Raw genomic sequence first — 19,707 nt, 5'->3', positions numbered from 1 at the left:
GCGCCCGTAGGTGATCGATGCTGCAGGGAGAACATTGATGACGACGGCGACGAGGCCGGAGGCGGGGCGATCCCGGGCGGCCATCGCGGCGCGGACGTTGCGGACGGACCGGTGGTGGTTCCCGCCCCTGGTCACGTTCGTCGGGTTGAGCGCCTGGGTGATCTACGCGACCGTTCGCGTGTTCATGCACAAGTGGTACTACGTCGAGGATTACCACTATCTGACCCCGTTCTACTCACCGTGTCTCACCGACCGGTGCGTCGAGGGGGCCGCCGAGTTCGGGACACCGCTGCCGACGTTCTGGCTGCTGCCCGAGGCCGCGCTCACCCTGCCGTTCCTGCTGCTCTTCCGGCTGACCTGCTACTACTACCGGAAGGCCTACTATCGGGCCTTCTGGCTGTCCCCGCCGGCGTGCGCGGTGCCCGACGGCCACGCGCGCTACACCGGCGAGACGCGCTTTCCGTTGATCTTTCAAAACGCGCACCGGTACGCCTTCTACGCCGCCGTGATCATCTCGGTCATCAACACCTGGGACGCCGCCCGCGCGTTCCAGACCGGCATCGGGCTCGGCAACGTGATCCTGCTCGGAAACGTCGTGATGCTCTGGGCGTATACATTGTCCTGTCATTCCTGCCGGCACATCGCGGGCGGGCGCCTCAAGCATTTCTCGAAGCATCCGGTGCGCTATCGCTTCTGGACCTTCGTGTCGAAGCTCAACACGCGGCACATGCAGCTCGCCTGGATCACCCTCGGCACGCTGGCCCTGACCGACTTCTACGTCATGGCAGTCGCCGCCGGCTGGTGGCCCGACCTGCGATTCGTCAGCTGAAGGAGGGTGACGTGACGGAACGGATCGAACGGCACCTGTACGACGTCGTGGTCATCGGCGCGGGCGGCGCCGGACTGCGGGCGGCGATCGAGGCGCGGCTCGCGGGGAAACGTACGGCGATCATCTCGAAGTCTTTGTTCGGCAAGGCCCACACGGTCATGGCCGAAGGCGGGGCGGCCGCGGCGATGGGCAACGCCAACAGCCGCGACAACTGGATGGTGCACTTCCGCGACACCATGCGGGGCGGCAAGTTCCTCAACAACTATCGGATGGCGGAGTTGCACGCCAAGGAGGCTCCCGAGCGCATCTGGGAGCTGGAGACGTACGGCGCGCTCTTCGACCGGACGAAGGACGGCAAGATCTCCCAGCGCAACTTCGGCGGCCACGAGTATCCGCGGCTCGCGCACGTCGGCGACCGTACCGGGCTCGAGATGATCCGCACGCTGCAGCAGAAGATCGTGTCGTTGCAGCAGGAGGACCACGCCGAGACGGGTGACTACGAGTCGCGGATCCGCGTTTTCGCCGAGACGACGATCACCGAGCTGGTGCTGAGCGGCGACCGGATCGCCGGGGCGTTCGGCTACTACCGCGAGTCGGGGCAGTTCCTGCTGCTCGAGGCGCCGGCGGTGGTGCTGGCGACGGGCGGCGTCGGGCGCTCGTACAAGGTGACGTCGAACTCCTGGGAGTACACCGGCGACGGGCACGCCCTCGCGCTGCGGGCCGGGGCGACGCTGATCAACATGGAGTTCCTGCAGTTCCACCCGACCGGCATGGTCTGGCCGCCGTCCGTCAAGGGGATCCTCGTCACCGAGTCGGTCCGCGGCGACGGCGGCGTGCTGCGCAACTCCGACGGCAAGCGCTTCATGTTCGAGTACGTCCCCGACGTGTTCCGCAAGCAGTACGCGGACACCGAGGAGGAGGCCGACCGCTGGTACTCCGATCCGGACAACAACCGGCGCCCGCCCGAGCTGCTCCCCCGGGACGAGGTCGCGCGCGCCATCAACAGCGAGGTCAAGGCGGGCCGGGGCACCAAGTCGGGCGGCGTGTTCCTCGACGTCTCGACCCGGATGCCCGCCGAGCAGATCGTGCGGCGGCTGCCGTCGATGCACCACCAGTTCAAGGAGCTGGCCGACGTCGACATCACCAAGGAGCCCATGGAGGTCGGCCCGACCTGCCATTACGTGATGGGTGGCGTCGAGGTCGACCCCGACACGACCGCCGCCCTGGGTACGGTGCGGGGCCTCTTCGCTGCGGGCGAGGTCTCGGGCGGGATGCACGGCTCGAACCGGCTCGGCGGCAACTCGCTCTCCGACCTGCTCGTGTTCGGCAAACGGGCCGGTGAGCACGCGGCCGCGTACGTCTCGGCGCTCGACCATCGCCCGAAGCTCCGGCCCGCCGACGTGGAGGCCGCGACGGACACGGCCCTGGCGCCGTTGTCGCGGGAGGGCGGCGAGAACCCGTACACCCTGCAGCAGGATCTTCAGGCGGTGATGGGCGACCTGGTCGGCATCATCCGGCGCGAGGGCGAGCTGACCGACGCGCTGAAGCGGCTGCAGGAGCTCAAGCAGCGTGTCGCGAAGGTCGGCGCGCCCGGCGGCCGCCGCTACAACCCGGCCTGGCACCTCGCGCTCGACCTGCGCAACATGATGATTGTCTCCGAATGTACGGCCCGGGCGGCGCTCGAACGTGAGGAGTCGCGTGGCGGCCACACCCGGGAGGACTTCCCGGCGATGAGCGCCGAGTGGCGGCAGGTCAACCTGGTGTGCTCGCTCGACGAAGCGGGTGACGTGCGTCTCGACCGCAAGGCCCTTCCGACGATGCCGCCCGAGCTGCTCGAGCTCTTCGACCGTGGCGAACTGAGCAAGTACATGACCGACGAGGAGCTGGCATGACCGACCGTCACTTCCGGGTCTGGCGCGGGGACGAGTCCGGTGGGGAGATCCGCGACTACGACGTCGAGGTCAACGACGGCGAGGTCGTGCTCGACATCATCCACCGGCTGCAGGCCACCCAGGCGCCCGACCTCGCGTGCCGCTGGAACTGCAAGGCCGGCAAGTGCGGCTCGTGCTCGATGGAGATCAACGGCAAGCCGCGGCTGGGCTGCATGACCCGCATGTCGACCTTCGGCGACGACGAGACGGTGACGATCACGCCGCTGCGCACCTTCCCGGTGATCCGCGACCTCGTGACCGACGTCTCCTTCAACTACGTCAAGGCCCGCGAGACCCCGGCCTTCGCGCCGCCGTCGCTGGCGCCGGGCGACTATCGGATGCAGCAGGTCGACGTCGAGCGCTCGCAGGAGTTCCGCAAGTGCATCGAGTGCTTCCTCTGCCAGAACACCTGCCATGTCGTACGCGACCACGAGGAGAACAAGGCGGCCTTCAGCGGCCCGCGTTACTTCATCCGCGCGGCCGAGCTCGACATGCACCCGCTCGATGCCCGATCGGACCGCAAGGAGTACGCGCAGGCGTCGCAAGGCCTCGGCTATTGCAACATCACCAAATGTTGTACGGAGGTCTGCCCCGAGCACATCAAGATCACTGACAACGCGATCATCCCCCTCAAGGAACGCGTCGTGGACAAGCGCTACGACCCCCTGGTCTGGCTGGGGCGCAAGATCCTGCGCCGCGACCAGGTGCCCGGCGCGGCGCCGGCGCCCGTCGGCGAGGGCGGCATCCCCAGCCGGGGCGTGGACGGAAAACCGCTCGGCACTCCCGCTCCCGCGGGCAGTTCCATGGCCCCCAGCTCCACGGCCGGCGTGACCGATGTCGCCTCCGGCCTGGGCGACGGGCACGTGCGTCTGCCCGAGGCGCCGCCGGTGGGTGCGGACGGCCGGATGGACGTGGCGGAGCTGCTGGCCACGAACGCGGGCGGGCCGTCCCCCTTCGGCGACGACCAGCAGTTCCCCCTGGCGCAGGTCACCTATCGGCCGCCGGAGCCGGACAAGGACTGATTCGCACGGGTGTTCGAACCGGAGTAGTGTGGCCGCCGTGAGCAGCTATCAGCCGTCGATGCTCGACATGATGGGTGGCGCGGGGGCCACGCTCGAGCCCCTGCCCGGCCGCCTCGTGCGCCACCACCTGGCCGCGGGCGCGTGGGTCGACGTGCTGCCCGGCTTCGTCCAGAGCTCCGACGCCGTCTTCGACACCCTGCTGCACGACGTCGACTGGAAGGCCGAGCGCCGTCCCATGTACGACGGCGTGGTCGACGTGCCCCGGCTTCTCCGGTGGTACGGGCGGGGCGAGCGCCTCCCCCACCCCCTCCTCACCGAGGCCCGCGACAGCCTCACCGCCCACTACGCCCCCGAGCTGGGCGAACCCTTCGTCACCGCCGGCATGTGCCTCTACCGCGACGGCCGCGACTCCGTCGCCTGGCACGGCGACACCCTGGGCCGCTCCTCCCGCGAGGACACCATGGTCGCCATCGTCTCCTTCGGCTCCCCCCGCAACCTGGTCCTCCGCCCCCGCCCCGGCGTCGCCCCCACCTCCTCCACCGCCGCCGACCGCCTCCGCGCCGCCTCGGACATCGACCGCCTCCGCGCCGCCGCCTCGCACGACGTCGCCCGGCCCACCGCCGAGACCCTCCGCTTCCCGCTGGGCCACGGCGACCTCATCGTCATGGGCGGCTCCTGCCAGCGCACCTGGGAGCACGCCATCCCCAAGACCGCCAAGCCGGTCGGCCCCCGCGTCAGCGTCCAGTTCCGCCCCATCAACGTCGCCTGACTCCCTACGCCCGCGTCCGGCCACCCCGACACCTCGCGCCGGCGCCCAGGCCGATCACGCCAACTCCCTCGCCGCCACGCCGGGCCAGACGCCGACACTCGCTCCGGACCACGCCACCGCCCTACGCCAGCGCCGACCAGGCATGCCCCACGACCATCGCCTCCTCGTGCGGCCACGCCGGGCCAGACCCCGACACGCCACGCACACTCCGAGCCACACCACTGCCCGGCACCCCGCCCCCGCCCCCGCGCCCGCGCCCGCGCCCGCGCCCGCGCCCGCGCCGGACCATCCCGTCGCTCCGCGCACGCCGGACCACCCGCAGCCCCGCGCACGCCGGACCACCCGCAGCCCCGCGCACGCCGGACCGGCCCGGAGCCACGCGCGCGCCCCGGACCACATCGCTGGCTTGCGACCGGATCAATGTCCCGCAGTCGCGGCGGGGGGATGCTGTGCGGATGCCGGTTGATCTTTGCGCTGTTAGCGTCGGCCGATGACGAGCGTTCTGGTTACCGGGGCTTCGCGGGGCATCGGGTTTTCGACGGCGCAGCGGGTGGCAGCGCGCGGCGGGACGGTGTTTGCCGGGGCTCGCGATGCCGGCCGGCTGGCCGAGCGGCTGGCCGCCGACGAGTCCACCCGGGGGCTGGACATCAGGGCGGTTGCCCTGGACGTCACCGATGACGACTCGGTGCGGGCCGCGGTCCGGCAGGTCGGGGACACCCTGGACGTGCTGGTCAACAATGCCGGCGTTCCGGGGACGTGGGCTCCGGCGGCCGAGGTGGGGCCCGGCGACTTCCGGGCGGTGTTCGAGACCAATCTGCTCGGGCCGGTGCGGGTGACTCAGGCGTTTCTGCCGCTGTTGCTCGCGTCCGAGCAGCCTCGCCTGGTCATGGTCTCGTCGGGCATGGGCTCCCTGACGTTGCAGTCGACCGGCGACGACTACGCGGAGATCGCGCATCTGCCCTATCCGGCGTCGAAGGCGGCCCTCAACATGCTGGCCGTGCAGTACGCGAAGAGCCTCCCGTCCGTCATCGTGACGGCGATCGATCCGGGGCTGACCGCGACCGAGTTCACCGGCGGCTCGGGGCACCCGGTCGAGGAGGGCAGCGACGCCGTCGTGACAGCGGTGTTCGACACCGCCGGCCCGAGCGGACGTTTCCTCGACCGGGAGGGCCCGGTCTCCTGGTGAAACGGCCTCAAACGAACCACAAAGGTCACTTCGTGAAGGCGAAGTACTGGAACGCGCCGTACGTCGTGTAATTCACCGAGTCCCCGGCGACACTGCCGCTGACATAAGCCGACCGCACCCGGTAGCGAACCCCCGTCGCATGCGTGCCGGTCAGCGTGTACGTGGAGTCCGCCGGAAGGACGGCACTGCGCCACGCCTTCCACTTGCCGCCCGTGTACGACTCGAAGAACAGCTTCTGCTTCCGGTTCGGATAGTCCGACATGGCCGTGACGACGCGCGGGTTGACCGTCTTGCGGAAGTAGCCGGTCTTGTACGTCCCGACCAGCGTCGTCGACACCGACACCTTCGTGGCGGCGACCGCCTTGACCGTGCGCGGGGCGTAGCGGGCGTCCCCGGTGAACACGGCCGACACCGTCGTCGTGCGGCGCAGGGCGAGCGACGCCGTCACGTTGCCCTTGCTGTCGGCGGTGGCCTTGCGCACCAGGCGGTTGGGCTGGTCGGCGCCGTACGGGTCGGCCCAGATCTCCACCGTACGGTTCTTGTACGTGGCGCCCAGGTGCGCGGTGAACGTGGCCGTCGAGTTGAACGCGTGCACGACCCCGTTGCCACTGATCGTGACGGCGGGCGTCAGCCGGGACACCGCCACGGCGGCCGACGCGGTGGCCGGCTTGTGCAGAGCGTCGCCCGCATAGGACACGACATAGGCGACAGTGCCACCGACCGCCGGCTTGTCGGACACGGTGAACGTACCGTCGGCGGCGACCGGCACCGCGGGCAGCCTGACGCCCGCGGGGTTCTCCAGGTCCTTGCGCACCACGGCGATCGAGGCGCCCGCAATGCCTTTGGCCGTCCCCTTGAGCGCCAGCGCGGCGCCGCGGGCCGACGTCGCCGGGCCGGTCAGCGTGAGCGTCGTGGCAGCGGCAGCCGGGGCGTCCAGCTCCCAGAACAGGTGCTCGCCGATCGTGTTGTACGAGATCACGAACGCCCGCGCCCCGCCCGGCTCCCAGGCGACGGTTCTCGGGCTGTACGGGTAGCGGCCGGTGAGCGGGAAGTTCCACTGCTGGGACGCGGTCACGGCGCCGGGCGGGTAGAGCGACGCCGCACCCCACGTGTCGGTGACCATTGTCCCGGCGCCGGCGGTGCTGTCGACCGAGGCGAAGCCGCCCATGTTCACGATGCCGTCGAGCACCAGGCCGGGCACCGACCGGAACACCTTGCCGCCGTAGCCGCCCAGGAACACCTGTTTGCCGTCGGCCGTGAAGGTGAGCCCGCTGTAGTTCGAGATGCCGTCGTCGCCCTGGCTGTTCCGCGCGATCTCACGCTCCACGCCGCCGGACACGTCGTACAGGACGAGGTCGCTCTCGGTCAGCGCCCGGCCGGTCACAGCCAGCATGTCGGGGTCGGTGGGCGAGACCGCGAGCAACGAGTCCTGGGCGATGTCGATCGGGGAAGCAGCGTGCACGTGCACGCCGTCGGCGTCGATCGAGCCCCAGTTGCCGTACCCGCCGACCTCCCGGTAGCTGAACCACAGCTTGCCGCCCGCAGGCACGACCGTGGTGGGCGTCCGGGCCCGGCCGAGCGGATAGCGCTCGAGCACCGTGAGAGTGGCGACGTCGAGGACCACGATCTCGTGCTCCCCCAGGATCTGCGGCTCGGCGGCCAGGTCGGTGGGCTCACTGGAAGTGACATAGAGCCGGCTGCGGTCCGGCGACATGGTCATTGTCCCCGCGCCCACGACGTCGACGGCCGCCTGCCGCACCCCCGCATAGCTCAGCGCAACGACCTGACCAGCGTCGGCATCGCTGATCAGCACCCGGTGCCGCGGCCCGTCGACGACCATGTCCCCCGGCGACGACACCGTCGCGGCCGGCAGCGGAATCCCCGCCGACTCGGGCAGAGCGATAGGCCCCGCAGCCGCCGAGGCGGTCCCCGTGGTGAGACCCCAGGCCGCCAGCGACCCGCCCAGCACGACGGCCGCCAGCCCGGCCCGGATGACTGTATTGCGCACCGAGCCACGATAGGCGCCCCCGCCGCCCGGCAAGATCATCTGAACGGACGAGACGGGACCGTGCCGTCGTCGCAAACGCCGGAAGACGCACTAGTTGTCGTCAATGTTTCGCGGCCATTGACTCCTCGTCACAAGAATCTACACTCAGGCTGCAATTTCCAAAGAGGACACACAGAGGGGTGTTGATGACCGCCCTCGCTCTGCACGACATCGGCGTCCGCTTCGGCGGCCTGACCGCGCTCGACGGCGTCACGCTGACGGTCCCCGAGGGGCGCACGGTCGGGGTGATCGGTCCCAACGGCGCCGGCAAGACCACGCTCTTCAACGTCGTCTGCGGCTTCGTGCGCCCCTCGGCGGGTCACCTCACCCTCGGCGACCGGCGCTTCCGCCCGCGCCCGCACCAGCTCACCCGGCTCGGCATCGCCCGCACGCTGCAGGGCGTCGGCCTCTTCCCCAGCCTCACCGTGCGGGAGAACGTGCAGGTCGCCAACCCCGCCACGGCCGAGGCGGCGCTCGAGCGGTGCGGCATCACCCAGCACCTGAACACCAGACCCATGACCCTCCCGTACGCGGTCCGCAAGCGCGTCGCCCTCGCCCGCGCCCTGGCCTCCGAGCCGAAGCTGCTCCTGCTGGACGAGCCGGCGGGCGGTCTCGGCCCCGAGGAGATCGCCGGGCTCACCGCCTTGATCAAGGAGTTGACCTGCGGCGTCCTCCTCGTCGAGCACCACATGGACCTGGTGATGGCGGTCTGCGACGAGATCCTGGTCCTCGATTTCGGCAAGCCGATCGCCCACGGCACCCCCGACGAGATCCGCGCCGATCCGAAGGTCGCCGACGCCTACCTGGGAGAAGAGTGATGCTGCGCGTCGAGAAGCTGACGGCCGGCTACGGCGGCATCCCCGTGCTCGAGGACATTGATCTCGACGTGCGCGCCGGCTCGGTCGTCGCCGTGCTGGGCGCCAATGGTGCGGGCAAGACCACGCTGTTGCGTACCCTCTCGGGGCTGTTGCCTCTGCAGAAGGGCCGTGTCCTGATCGACGGGCAGGACATGCGCGGGGTCCGCACCGAGGAGATGGTCCGCCGCGGCGTGGCGCACGTTCCCGAGGGCCGCGGCGTGGTGACCGAGCTGACCGTGGACGAGAACCTGCGGCTCGGCGGCCTGTGGCGCAAGGACCGCGCGGACGCCCGGCGCGCCCTCGACGAGGTGTACGAGCTCTTCGAGCCGCTCGCCCGCCGCCGCCGCTTCCCGGGGCACCAGCTCTCCGGCGGCGAACGGCAGCTTCTCGCGCTCGGCCGGGCCCTGGTCGGACGGCCCAAGCTGCTGCTCCTGGACGAACCGTCACTGGGCCTCGCCCCGAAGATCACCGCGCAGATCATGACCCTGCTGGCCGACCTCCGCGACCGTACCGGCCTGACCGTGCTCCTCGTCGAGCAGAACGTCCGCAGCGCCCTGGCCGTCGCCGACGAGGCCGTGGTCCTGGCCCTGGGCCGCGTCGTCAGCCGCGGCACCGCCCTCGACGACGACCTCCGGCACGCCTACCTCGGCTTCTGAAAGAGCGGGTTCCGACGTGGACCGATTCGTCTATCTGACCTTCGACGGGCTCAGCCGCGGCGCCGTCTTCGCCGCCTTCGCCCTGGCCCTCGTGCTCATCTGGCGCGCCACCCGGATCGTCAACTTCGCGCAGGGCGCCATGGCCGTCGCCACCGCGTACGCCGGCTTCTCGGTGTCGTCGGCCACCGGCTCGTACTGGCTGGGCTTCGCCGTCGCGATCGTCACCGGCCTCGCGCTGGGCGCGGTCACCGAGCGGGTGGTGATGCGGTTCGTCGACCACTCCAGCCATCTCAACGGCGTCGTCGTCGCCCTCGGGCTGGTGCTGGTCATCCAGGGCGGGCTCGGGATGATCTACGGCAACGAGTACCGGCCGGCCGCGGCGCCGTTCAGCCGGGACGCGTTCACCGTCGGCGGCGTGGCCCTGCTGTCGCGCTTCGACCTGTTCGTCTTCGCGGCGGTGGGCGCGGTCTGCGTGCTGCTCGCGCTTCTCTTCACCCGTACGGCCGTGGGCCTGCGCATGCGGGCCGCGGCCTTCGCCCCGGACGTCGCCCGGCTGCTCGGCGTGCACGTCGGCGGCATGCTGACCCTGGGCTGGGCCCTCGCCGCGGGCGTGGGTTCGCTGGCCGGGATGCTCGTCCTCCCCACCGAGCTGGGCCTGCACCCGAACGCGATGGACGTCGTCTTCGTCAGCGCGTTCACCGCGGCGGTCGTCGGCGGGCTCGACAGCGCCCCCGGCTCGGTCGCGGGCGGGCTGGTCGTGGGGCTGATCGTCTCCTACGTCAGCGGCTACCTCGGCGCCACGGTCGCCCCCATCGCCGTCCTGGTCCTGCTGGTCGTGGTCCTGCTCGGCCGTCCCGGCGGCCTGTTCTCGCGAGGAAAGGCCAGGACGGTATGAGCATGGCACTGCGACTGACCAAGCCGCGTCGGGTGACAGGCGTGTGGGCGCTCGCCGGCGTCACGCTGATCCTCGTCCTCACCCTCACACTGCCGCCGTTCCGCACGTACCAGCTGGCCACCGTGGGGGCGTACCTCTGCGTGACGGCCGGGCTGACCGTGCTCACCGGCCTCAACGGACAGTTGTCGCTGGGCCACGGCGCTCTCATGGCCACCGGTGCGTACACCTTCGCCCTTTGTTGCAACGCGGGCTGGCCCCTGACGCTCGCCTTCGCCGCGGCGGTCCTGCTCACCACCGCGGCGGGCGCGGTGATCGGCCTGGCCGCCGCCCGGCTCCGCGGCCCCTACCTGGCCGGCCTGACGCTCGCGGTCGCGGTGGTGGTGCCCGCGATCACCAGTACGTTCGACGGCACCTTCAACAGCGACCAGGGCCTGCCCGTGGCGCTGGAGCCGCCGCCGGCGACCGTGACGGTCGAGCAGTGGCAGGCGTGGCTCGCCTGGGGCGGCGCCCTGATCACGATGCTCCTGCTCACCCTGGTGATCCGGGGGCGCTTCGGGCGGGAGCTGCGCGCGGTCCGCGACGACGAGACGGCGGCCCGGCTGGCGGGCGTGAGCGTCGCCCGTACGCAGGTCCTGGCCTTCGTGATCAGCGCGGCCTGCGCCGGGCTCGGCGGCGCGCTGTTCGCCGTGCTCTCGCAGAGCGTCTCGCCCGGCGCCTTCCCGCTCTCCCTGTCGCTCTTCCTGGTCATGGCCGTCGTGATCGGCGGGCTGGGCCGGCTCGCCGGGGCGGTATGGGGCGCGGTGCTGCTCGTCGCGCTGCCCGCCCTGGCCCACTCGGTCACCGACGGCATCGAGGTGCAACGGCTCGAGGGCAACCTCCCGCTGGCCCTCTTCGGACTGACGCTCGTCGCGGTGATGCTCGCCGCTCCCGGCGGGATCGCCGCCATCAGAATCCCTCGGAGGAGGAAAGCATGAAACGCCTCTTGCCCCTGCTCATGGTCGTGACGCTCGCCGCCGCCTGCAGTGACTCCGGCGGCGGGGGCAGCAGCTCCGGCACGCCGGGCGTCACCGACAGCGAGATCCTCGTCGGGACGCACATGCCGCTCACCGGCCCGGCCGCGGCCGGCTACTCCAAGATCGCGCCCGCCTCGAAGGCGTACTTCGACTTCGTCAACGCCGCCGGCGGCGTGCACGGCCGCAAGATCACCTACAAGATCATGGACGACACCTACAACCCGGCCACCACTCAGCAGGTCGTGCGCGAGCTGGTGCTGCAGGACAAGGTCTTCGCGATCCTCAACGGCCTCGGCACCCCGACGCACACCGGCGTGCTCGACTTCCTCAAGACCAACCGGGTGCCGGACCTCTTCGTCGCCTCGGGCAGCCGCAGCTGGGACCAGCCGGACAAATATCCGGGCACGTTCGGCTTCAACGTCGACTACACCGTCGAGGGCAAGATCCTCGGCACCTACATCAAGAATGAGCAGGCCGGCAAGAAGGTCTGCTTCCTCGGCCAGGACGACGACTTCGGCCGGGACGCCCTCGCCGGCTACGAGAAGATCCTCGGCCCGGTCGCCGCGAAGCAGAGCTATGTGACCAGCAACCCCAACGTCGGTCCGCAGATGGGCGCGCTCAAGCAGGCCGGCTGTCAGGTGGTCGCGCTGGCCACCGTGCCCGGCTTCACGGCGCTCAGCCTCGGCACCGCCGCGAAGATCGGCTTCAAGCCGCAGTTCGTCGTCTCGCAGGTCGGCGCGGACCTCACCACGCTGAGCAAGCAGCTCGGGCCGGCTGCGGCGCTGACCGAGGGCCTGGTGTCGGCGAACTACCTGCCGCTGGCCACCGACACGGCCAACCCGTGGATCCAGCTCTTCAAGAAGGCGCACGACCAGTACAACCCCGGCGCCGAGTTCGACAACAACACGGTCTACGGCATGTCGGTCGCCTATCTCTTCGTGCAGAGCCTGCTGGCCGCCGGCCAGGACCTGACCCGGGACGGCCTCATCGGCGCGGTCGAGAAGGGCGGCTTCCAGGGCCCCGGACTGGTCCCGCTGCGCTTCTCCGCCGACGACCATTCCGGGTACGGCGGGGAGCAGCTCAGCCGCGTGCAGGGCGGAAAACAGGCGTACTTCGGTACCGCGTACGAGACTGACTCGGAGGACGGGCCGGTCAACGCGTACACGTCGGCGCCCGCCGCCCCGCCCGCGAACGGCATTCCGGCGGCCTCTTGACAGGGCTGAAACGCTCAAGAAATCTTGCGGGATATTTGGAGGCATGATGTCGCAGTTGTCCGGGGCCGTGGCCCTCGTCACCGGCGCCAGCCGGGGGATCGGCTTCGCCATCGCCCAGCGCTTCGTCGCGGAGGGTGCCCGCGTCTGCATCACAGGGCGTGACGCGGCGGCCCTGGAGACTGCTGTCAAGGACCTCGGCGGGCCGGACGTCGCGATCGGGGTGCCCGGCAAGGGCGACGACGCCGGCCATCGCGCCGCCGTGGTCGACACCGTGCTCGGGGCGTTCGGGCCGCTGTCGATCCTGGTCAACAACATCGGGATCAACCCGGCGTACGGGCCCCTGGCCTCGCTCGACCTCGGCGCCGCGCGCAAGATGCTCGACGTCAACGTGCTGGGCACGCTCGGCTGGGTCCACGAGGCCCTGCGCGGCGGGCTGGCGGACAACGGCGGGTCGATCGTCAACATCTCGTCGGTCTCCGGGGTGCGCCCCGCGCCGGGCATCGCCTTCTACGGCGTCACCAAGGCCGCGCTGATCCACCTGACCGAGGAGCTGGCGGTCGAGCTCGCCCCCAAGGTACGCGTCAACGCGGTGGCCCCGGCCGTCGTGAAGACCAAGTTCGCGGCGGCGCTGTTCGAGGGCCGCGAGGAGCAGGTCGCCGCCACGTACCCGTTGCAGCGGCTGGGCGTACCCGAAGATGTCGCCGGCACCGTCGCCTTCCTCAGCTCGCCCGACGCGGCCTGGATCACCGGGCAGACGATCGTGATCGACGGCGGCAGCACGCTGACGGGAAACATGGGATGAGGAACGTCGTCGTGACGGGTGCGGGCGGTGGGATCGGCGCCGCCCTCGCCCGCCGGTTCGCCGCCGGCGGCGCCCGCGTGATCGTCAACGACGTCGACGGCGCCGCGGCCGACGCGGTGGCCACCGACATCGGCGGGATCGCGGTCCCGGGCGACGCCGCCAACGAGGCCGACGTGCACCGCTTGGTCGAGACCGCGTGGTCGGAGCTGGGCGGCTGCGACCTCTTCTGCGCCAACGCCGGGATCCTGACCGGGGGCGCCCCGGACGCGCCCGACGCCGAGTGGGAGCGGGCCTGGCAGGTCAACGTCATGTCCCACGTGTACGCGGCCCGCGCGCTCCTGCCCCGCTATCTGGGCGCCGGCGGGGGCCGTCTCCTCTTCACCGTCTCCGCCGCCGGTCTGCTCACCCTGCTCGGCAGTGCGCCCTACTCGGTCACCAAGCACGCCGCGCTGGGCTTCGCCGAGTGGCTGCGCGCGACCTACGCCCACCGGGGCATCACCGTGCAGGCGCTGTGCCCGCAGGGGGTCAACACCGCGATGCTGAACAGCGACGGCGAAAGCGCCAGCAAGTCCCTCCTGGCCGAAGGCGCTCTCTCTCCTGAAGCCGTCGCCGACGTCGTCCTCGATGCCCTGAAGTCGGACAATTTCCTCATCCTGCCGCACCCCGAGGTGGCCGACTACTACCGGCTGCGCGCCACGGAGACCGACCGCTGGCTCGGCGGCATGAACAAGATCCAGCGCAGCTTCGAGGGACTGTCGTGAAGGGCCTCGACCTGGCCGCTCTCCAAGCGTTCCTGGGCACGGGCGAGCTGAGCGCGACCATGTTCGCCGGGGGACGGTCCAATCTCACGTACGCGGTCACGGACGGCACCCACCGCTGGGTCCTGCGCCGGCCGCCCCTGGGCCACGTCCTGCCCACCGCCCACGACATGACCCGCGAGCACACGGTCCTCGACGCCCTGTCTCGGGCCGGTTTCCCGGTGCCGCGTCCCGTCCGCCTGTGCACCGATCCGGACGTCATCGGCGCGCCTTTCTACCTCATGGAACACGTCGACGGCACGATCTACCGCGACGCCACCACTCTCGATGCCGACGCTCTCCACACCCTCGTGTTGTCGCTGGTGGACACGCTCGCGGACCTGCACGCGCTGGTGCCGGCCGAGATCGGGCTGGGCGGCTTCGGCCGGCCCGAGGGCTTCAACGAGCGCCAGGTTCGCCGGTGGAAGAAGCAACTCGACGCCTCCCGCAGCCGCGAGCTGCCCGGCATCGAGGAGCTGCACGAGCGCCTCGCCGCGGAGATCCCCGCGGGCGGACGCGGCACGGTGGTGCACGGCGACTACCGGCTCGACAACGTGCTGATCGGCGACAAGCTGCAGGTCAACGCCGTCCTCGACTGGGAGATGTCGACGCTCGGCGACCCGCTCTCGGACGTCGCCCTCATGCTGGTCTACTCCCGGCGCCCCTTCTTCGCCCCGGTCGACGTCCCCGGCCTCCCCTCGCAGGCGGAGATCATCGACCGGTACGCCCGGCGGTCCGGCCGCGACCTGTCCACGCTGAGCTGGTACATCGCCTTCGCCGCGTTCAAGCTCGCCGTGATCCTCGAAGGCGTCCACTACCGCTACGTCCACGGCCAGACCGTCGGCGCGGGCTTCGACACCGTCGGAGCCCTCGTGGCGCCGCTGATCGCTCAGGGCCTCGCCCAGTTGGAGACGGACTGATGGATTTCGCGTACGACGAGAAGACCGAGGACTACCGCAAGCGCCTCACCGCCTTCCTCGACGACCACGTCCTCCCCGCCGAGCAGGAGTTCCACGACACGTACGCCGGCGACTGGTCCCCGCCGCCGCTGCTGTCCCGCCTCCAGGCGCAGGCCCGGCTGGCCGGTCTCTGGAACCTCTTCCTGCCCGGCGAGCACGGCGCCGGCCTCACCAACCTGCAGTACGCGCCGCTGGCCGAGCTGACCGGCCGCAGCCCCGCCCTGGCGCCGGCCGCCCTCAACTGCGCCGCCCCGGACACGGGCAACATGGAAGTGCTGGCCGAGTTCGGCCGTCCCCGGCAGCAGGAACGCTGGCTGCGGCCCCTGCTCGACGGCACGATCCGGTCAGCCTTCGCCATGACCGAGCCCGAGGTCGCCTCCTCCGACGCCACGAACATCGGCACCCGCATCGCCCGCGACGGCGACGACTACGTGATCACGGGCCGCAAGTTCTACATCACGGGCGCCATGAACCCGAACTGCCAGATCTTCATCGTCATGGGCAAGACCGACCCGTCCGCCGCCCGCCACCTGCAACAAAGCATGATCCTGGTGCCCCGGCACACCCCCGGCGTCGAGGTGCGCCGCGGCATGACGGTCTTCGGCTACGACGACGGAGACCACGGCGGTCACGCCGAGGTTGTCTTCGACGAGGTACGCGTACCCGCGGCGAATCTGATCGGCGAGGAAGGCTCGGGCTTCGCCATCTCGCAGGCCCGGCTCGGCCCCGGGCGCATCCACCACTGCATGCGCCTCATCGGCATGGCCGAACGCGCGATCGAGCTCATGTGCAAGCGGGCCCTGACCCGCACACCCTTCGGCAAGCCGCTCGCCGAGCAGGGCGTGGTCCAGGAGTGGATCGCCGACGCCCGCGTCCGCGTCGAACAGGCCCGGCTGCTCGTCCTCAAGGGCGCCTGGCTCATGGACACCGTCGGCAACAAAGGTGCCCACACCGAGATCCAGGCCATGAAGATCGTCGTCCCGGCCACGGTCGAGCACATCCTCGACAAGGCCATCCAGACGTACGGCGCCGCGGGGCTGGGCCAGGACACTCCGCTCGCCCGCCTCTGGGCCGCCGCCCGTACGCTGCGACTGGCGGACGGTCCCGACGAAGTCCACAAGCGATCACTCGCCCGCCGCGAACTCCGTCGACATGGAGGACAGTGATGCCGGCCGCCTCGCCCCGACCACCGCAGCGCATCGACGGCCGCACGGCCCGCTCCGAACGCACCCGCGCGGCCATCGTCGAGGCCCACGTCGCCCTCATCCGCTCCGGCGACCTGCGCCCGACCGCCGACCGCATCGCCAAACAGGCCGGCGTCTCCCTGCGCGCCCTGTGGAGCCACTTCGCCGACATGGAGGCCCTCTTCGCCGCCAGCGGCCAGCTCATCCTCGACCAGCGCGACACCGCCCACGAGCCGATTCCCGCGGGCCTCCCCCTGCCCGACCGCATCACCGCCTACTGCCGCCAGCGCGCCCGCCTCCTGGAGGCGATCGCCCCGGCCGCCAAGGCCTCGTCCCTGAAGGAACCCTTCTCCGAGGCCCTCCAGAGCTATCGCCGCAGCCACGTCCAACGCGTCCGCGACGAGATCGCCGACCTCTTCAAGCCCGAACTCGCCGGCGACACCCAGCTGCTCGACGCCCTCACCGCCGCCAGCATGTGGCCCTCCTGGGGCACAATGCGCGACGCCATGGGCTTGACACCGGCCCAAGCCGAGGCGGCCCTCACCCGAACCATCACCGCCCTCCTGACCCTCCGCCCCTGACCCACCCCGCCGCCGCGCCCTCATCCCCCACCGCCGCCGTCCGCCGCTCTTGCCGGGCAGCTGCCGCGCGCGGTTGTTGCCCCGCAGTTGCAGAGCCCGCCGTACTTACCCGGCACCTGCCGCGCCTAGCTATTGCACGGCAGTTGCAACGCGCCGTACTTGCAGGCCAGCTGCCGCGCGCGATCGTTGCTTGGCAGTTGCCGCGCGCACTGTTGTTGCCCGGCACTTGCAGCACGAGGTTGTTGCCCGGCAGTTGCCGCACGAGGTTGTTGCCCCGCAGTTGCAGCACGAGGTTAATGCCCGGCAGTTGCCGCGCGCCGTTGTTGCCCGGCAGTTGCCGTGCGCAGCTGCCGGGCAACGTGTCACCGGGTGGTCAGCAGGCGACCCAGGTGCGATTCTTCTTCGACTTCCAGGAGCAGGTGTCGACCTGCTTACCCGACGCGTTGCGCAGGTACGCCGTGTCGCCGGTGTTGTTCCAGATGTAGTTGCCGCTGTTCCAGTAGCGGTTCTTGGCGTTGTTGGTGCCCTTGCCGGTGTGCAGCCAGATGCGGCCGCCCTTGGCCGGGATGGACACCTTGCCGAACTTGTAGACCCGGCCCGACTTGTCCCGGACCGTGTAGCCGTTGAGATTGACAGCCTTCTTGCCGGTGTTGACGAGCGAGATCCACTCGGCGTTGAGGCTGGCGTTGCTGCGGTTGTCGGTACCCGGCGAGTCGTACTGGGCGCCGTGGAACCGCAGGGTGGGCGTGGCGGCCGAGGCCGGGGAGCTGACGGCGAGGGTGCCGCCGAGGGCCAATGCCGCTGCCGCGAGGATGCTGACTGTTCTGCGCACCGGACCTCCTGGTGACTTGTCTTGACGGGTGGGTTCCCGGTGACTGCTTCTGACGGACAGACGCGTCCACAGCCGCCGCCGTCATCGGCGGCGCTGGTCCTAGTCGGTGCCGTCGTCGTCGGCGTTGGCGCCGCGCAGTCGTTGTCCGCGTCGGTGCAGGCGTTGGCGTTGGCGTCCGCGTCGGCGCGGTCACGGGAACGTGCTGGAGGATTCTCGTAGCGTGACGACCGGAATCCGAAAGTCGTCGCCCAGCGGGTCGGGTGGTGTCGCATACCCGTCGGTCGAGGCCACGGTCATCCGTTCGGGCGCGGTCCGGACAGTGGCGCTCGCAGCTTCGACCCCCACAATGTTTTGGTGCCAAACCCGACATCTAGCGATTCCTGGCAACATTGCCTCGAAATGCCGCGAAAGTCGTTCTGGGCCCGGCTCCCGTTCGGCGTCCGCATGACCACCGCCGGCCTCGGCGTCCTCGCCGTCGTCGCGGGCGCCGCCGGCGGGATCGCCGCGCTGACCGGCCGAGACGACCCGAAACGCACCGGCGGGACGGCGGTGACGGCGCCCCTGAAGATCCCGGGCGAACCCCGCACCGCCACAGGAGTCCCCGGCGTCGCAGCCGCCGGGGCCGCCGGCGCCGGAACGGCCGGTACCGGACCAGCCGGCGCCGGTCGCGTCGCCGGCACCGGCGGTGTTCCTGGCGGCGCCCCCGGCGCGGCTCTCGCCGACGACGGCACCGGTAGTCGTAGCGCCGCGCAGCAAGCCGACCGTACGGCGACCCGCGCACCCCGCACGACGGGCACCACGCCGGAGTCCCCGGCCGGATCCACCCCGGCCGGAAGCACCGGCTCCCGCACCGAGCAGGTCACGGAAACGCAGACGATCCCCTTCCGTACGCAGCTCGTACGCGACCCGTCGCTGCCGCGCGGCACCAAGCGGGTCCAGAGCCAGGGCGTCCCCGGCGAACGGGTCCTCCGCTACGACGTCACCTACGTCGACGGCCGCGAGACCAATCGGCGTCTGGTCAGTTCCACTGTCACCCGCGAGCCGCAGAACCGCGTGGTCGCCTACGGCAACAACCGCTGGTCCGGCAACGGCAACCCGGGCGGCCGGGGCAACTTCGGCGGCCGCGGTGACCACGGCGGCCGGGGCGACTTCAAGGGCCGCGGAAACAACGGCGGCCGCGGCGACTTCGGCGGCCGCGGCGGTCACGGCCCCGGCGGGCGCGACGGTCACGGCTGGCGAGGCAACCGCCCCGGTGAGGACGGCCGCCAGGGCATCAGCACTCGATCCGGCAACAACATCGGCATCGGCAACGGCCGCAAGTTCGGCGCCAACCAGGGCCCCGGCAACCGCGCCCGCTCCGGCAACAACCAATGGCACGGCAACAACCGGGCGCCCGGGGCTGACGGCGGCGCCGGACGTCCGGGCGGCTACCGGGCGGGCGGAGGCTGGGCCGGAGGCTGCGGTCCGGGCGCCGAGTGCCGCCCCATAGCCCGCCACGCGGCGTGCAGCGACGAGAGCACCCCGGCCGAGGAGCAACTGCTGGGCCGGAAGATCGGCCTCCTCACCGACGACCAGCTGACCGCCATGCAGGTGACCCTCCCCTGCACCACCGTCACACAACTGCCAGGCAACAACAAGCAGCCACCCGGCACCAACGCGGACAAGCAACAACCCCGCACCACCAACCAGCAGGCCCCCGCCCCCAAGGCACCCACCACCAACGCCGATGGGCAACTGCCGGGCAACAGCGCGCAAGCGCCCACCACCAGCGCCCGCGCGCAACTGCCAAGCAACAACAAGCAGGCACCCGGCAACAACGCCCGCCCGCAACTGCCAGGCAACGGCGGCCGCGGGCAGCTGCCGAGCAATGACAAGCGCGCGCTCAGCGGCGATGGCGGCGTGCAACTGCAACTGCCGAGCAATAGCGAGCGGACGCACGGGAGCAGTAGCAGCAACGGGCAACTGCCTGGCAACAACAAGCGGACGCTCAGCAGCCAGGCCCCCGGGCAACTGCCGAGCAACAGCACGCAGACACCCGGCGACTACAGCCGCGTGCAACTGCCGGGCAACAACTAGCGGCACCCCGCAGCGACGGCGGGCAGGGCGGGGCGGTGCGGGGCGAAAACTGGTCGC

The 19,707-nt window shown here is 70.9% G+C and carries 18 protein-coding genes; 16 read left to right on the top strand and 2 right to left on the bottom strand.

The features are described 5' to 3' along the window. Positions 1-34 precede the first annotated feature (34 nt). From sdhC to RAN62_RS14545, 5 genes are all read left to right on the top strand, one after another. Entirely contained in the window at positions 35-829 is a 795-nt protein-coding gene (gene sdhC, locus RAN62_RS14565; RefSeq protein WP_305785304.1) for a succinate dehydrogenase subunit SdhC, read from the top strand. 11 nt (positions 830-840) lie between these two features. Further along, positions 841-2,721 (top strand): fumarate reductase/succinate dehydrogenase flavoprotein subunit, encoded by a 1,881-nt coding sequence (locus RAN62_RS14560; RefSeq protein WP_305785126.1) that lies wholly within the window; start codon positions 841-843, stop codon positions 2,719-2,721. Next, complete coding sequence (locus RAN62_RS14555) at positions 2,718-3,782, top strand: succinate dehydrogenase/fumarate reductase iron-sulfur subunit (RefSeq protein WP_305785125.1); 1,065 nt, start codon at positions 2,718-2,720, stop codon at positions 3,780-3,782. The genes RAN62_RS14560 and RAN62_RS14555 overlap by 4 nt, the downstream gene beginning before the upstream one ends. 58 nt (positions 3,783-3,840) lie before the next feature. Then, entirely contained in the window at positions 3,841-4,551 is a 711-nt protein-coding gene (locus RAN62_RS14550) for an alpha-ketoglutarate-dependent dioxygenase AlkB (RefSeq protein ID WP_305785303.1), read from the top strand. 490 nt (positions 4,552-5,041) lie between these two features. Then, complete coding sequence (locus tag RAN62_RS14545) at positions 5,042-5,737, top strand: SDR family NAD(P)-dependent oxidoreductase (RefSeq protein ID WP_305785124.1); 696 nt, start codon at positions 5,042-5,044, stop codon at positions 5,735-5,737. 25 nt (positions 5,738-5,762) lie between these two features. Here the strand turns inward: RAN62_RS14545 and RAN62_RS14540 are convergent, their stop codons facing one another. Continuing rightward, entirely contained in the window at positions 5,763-7,745 is a 1,983-nt protein-coding gene (locus tag RAN62_RS14540; RefSeq protein ID WP_305785123.1) for a YncE family protein, read from the bottom strand. A 185-nt stretch (positions 7,746-7,930) separates the two neighbouring features. Between RAN62_RS14540 and RAN62_RS14535 the strand changes: the two genes are divergently transcribed. Genes RAN62_RS14535 through RAN62_RS14490 form a run of 10 tightly spaced genes read left to right on the top strand, consistent with a single transcriptional unit; the run spans position 7,931 to position 16,742 of the window. Then, complete coding sequence (locus tag RAN62_RS14535) at positions 7,931-8,602, top strand: ABC transporter ATP-binding protein (RefSeq protein ID WP_305785122.1); 672 nt, start codon at positions 7,931-7,933, stop codon at positions 8,600-8,602. Next, positions 8,602-9,297: an ABC transporter ATP-binding protein gene (locus tag RAN62_RS14530; protein ID WP_305785121.1), complete on the top strand. Its 696-nt coding sequence runs from the start codon at positions 8,602-8,604 to the stop codon at positions 9,295-9,297. Before RAN62_RS14535 ends, RAN62_RS14530 begins: the two co-directional genes overlap by 1 nt. A gap of 16 nt (positions 9,298-9,313) precedes the next feature. Next, positions 9,314-10,192 (top strand): branched-chain amino acid ABC transporter permease, encoded by an 879-nt coding sequence (locus tag RAN62_RS14525; RefSeq protein ID WP_305785120.1) that lies wholly within the window; start codon positions 9,314-9,316, stop codon positions 10,190-10,192. Positions 10,193-10,194: 2 nt separating this feature from the next. Continuing rightward, positions 10,195-11,166: a branched-chain amino acid ABC transporter permease gene (locus RAN62_RS14520; protein WP_438874503.1), complete on the top strand. Its 972-nt coding sequence runs from the start codon at positions 10,195-10,197 to the stop codon at positions 11,164-11,166. Next, entirely contained in the window at positions 11,163-12,419 is a 1,257-nt protein-coding gene (locus RAN62_RS14515; RefSeq protein WP_305785118.1) for an ABC transporter substrate-binding protein, read from the top strand. Before RAN62_RS14520 ends, RAN62_RS14515 begins: the two co-directional genes overlap by 4 nt. 43 nt (positions 12,420-12,462) lie before the next feature. Beyond that, positions 12,463-13,221, top strand: coding sequence for an SDR family oxidoreductase (locus RAN62_RS14510; RefSeq protein WP_305785117.1), 759 nt, complete (start codon positions 12,463-12,465; stop codon positions 13,219-13,221). After that, positions 13,218-13,982, top strand: a complete 765-nt coding sequence (locus tag RAN62_RS14505; RefSeq protein ID WP_305785116.1) for an SDR family oxidoreductase — start codon at positions 13,218-13,220, stop codon at positions 13,980-13,982. The genes RAN62_RS14510 and RAN62_RS14505 overlap by 4 nt, the downstream gene beginning before the upstream one ends. Then, positions 13,979-14,938 (top strand): phosphotransferase family protein, encoded by a 960-nt coding sequence (locus RAN62_RS14500; protein ID WP_305785115.1) that lies wholly within the window; start codon positions 13,979-13,981, stop codon positions 14,936-14,938. The genes RAN62_RS14505 and RAN62_RS14500 overlap by 4 nt, the downstream gene beginning before the upstream one ends. Then, on the top strand, positions 14,938-16,143 hold the full coding sequence (locus RAN62_RS14495) for an acyl-CoA dehydrogenase family protein (RefSeq protein WP_305785114.1): 1,206 nt from the start codon (positions 14,938-14,940) through the stop codon (positions 16,141-16,143). The genes RAN62_RS14500 and RAN62_RS14495 overlap by 1 nt, the downstream gene beginning before the upstream one ends. Then, positions 16,143-16,742, top strand: a complete 600-nt coding sequence (locus RAN62_RS14490) for a TetR/AcrR family transcriptional regulator (RefSeq protein WP_305785113.1) — start codon at positions 16,143-16,145, stop codon at positions 16,740-16,742. The genes RAN62_RS14495 and RAN62_RS14490 overlap by 1 nt, the downstream gene beginning before the upstream one ends. 373 nt (positions 16,743-17,115) lie before the next feature. Here the strand turns inward: RAN62_RS14490 and RAN62_RS14485 are convergent, their stop codons facing one another. Further along, on the bottom strand, positions 17,116-17,574 hold the full coding sequence (locus RAN62_RS14485; protein ID WP_305785112.1) for a lamin tail domain-containing protein: 459 nt from the start codon (positions 17,572-17,574) through the stop codon (positions 17,116-17,118). Positions 17,575-17,973: 399 nt separating this feature from the next. On the opposite strand from RAN62_RS14485, the gene RAN62_RS14480 reads away from it, so the two are divergent. Next, complete coding sequence (locus RAN62_RS14480; protein ID WP_305785111.1) at positions 17,974-19,650, top strand: G5 domain-containing protein; 1,677 nt, start codon at positions 17,974-17,976, stop codon at positions 19,648-19,650. Positions 19,651-19,707: the final 57 nt, after the last annotated feature.

It is taken from the genome of Symbioplanes lichenis (assembly GCF_030709675.1).
In the GTDB taxonomy this organism is placed as follows: domain Bacteria; phylum Actinomycetota; class Actinomycetes; order Mycobacteriales; family Micromonosporaceae; genus Actinoplanes; species Actinoplanes lichenis.
Note: the sequence above shows the minus strand (reverse complement) of the source record. Positions and strands in the feature narration are given on the sequence as shown.

Excerpts from the sequence above, each read along its gene's own strand:
- RAN62_RS14490 (WP_305785113.1), top strand. The coding sequence starts at position 16,143 with ATGCCGGCCGCCTCGCCCCGACCACCGCAGCGCATCGACGGCCGCACG.
- RAN62_RS14515 (WP_305785118.1), top strand. The coding sequence starts at position 11,163 with ATGAAACGCCTCTTGCCCCTGCTCATGGTCGTGACGCTCGCCGCCGCC.
- RAN62_RS14495 (WP_305785114.1), top strand. The coding sequence starts at position 14,938 with ATGGATTTCGCGTACGACGAGAAGACCGAGGACTACCGCAAGCGCCTC.
- RAN62_RS14545 (WP_305785124.1), top strand. The coding sequence starts at position 5,042 with ATGACGAGCGTTCTGGTTACCGGGGCTTCGCGGGGCATCGGGTTTTCG.
- RAN62_RS14530 (WP_305785121.1), top strand. The coding sequence starts at position 8,602 with ATGCTGCGCGTCGAGAAGCTGACGGCCGGCTACGGCGGCATCCCCGTG.
- RAN62_RS14520 (WP_438874503.1), top strand. The coding sequence starts at position 10,195 with ATGGCACTGCGACTGACCAAGCCGCGTCGGGTGACAGGCGTGTGGGCG.
- RAN62_RS14535 (WP_305785122.1), top strand. The coding sequence starts at position 7,931 with ATGACCGCCCTCGCTCTGCACGACATCGGCGTCCGCTTCGGCGGCCTG.
- RAN62_RS14510 (WP_305785117.1), top strand. The coding sequence starts at position 12,463 with ATGATGTCGCAGTTGTCCGGGGCCGTGGCCCTCGTCACCGGCGCCAGC.
- RAN62_RS14480 (WP_305785111.1), top strand. The coding sequence starts at position 17,974 with ATGCCGCGAAAGTCGTTCTGGGCCCGGCTCCCGTTCGGCGTCCGCATG.
- RAN62_RS14550 (WP_305785303.1), top strand. The coding sequence starts at position 3,841 with ATGCTCGACATGATGGGTGGCGCGGGGGCCACGCTCGAGCCCCTGCCC.
- RAN62_RS14555 (WP_305785125.1), top strand. The coding sequence starts at position 2,718 with ATGACCGACCGTCACTTCCGGGTCTGGCGCGGGGACGAGTCCGGTGGG.
- RAN62_RS14505 (WP_305785116.1), top strand. The coding sequence starts at position 13,218 with ATGAGGAACGTCGTCGTGACGGGTGCGGGCGGTGGGATCGGCGCCGCC.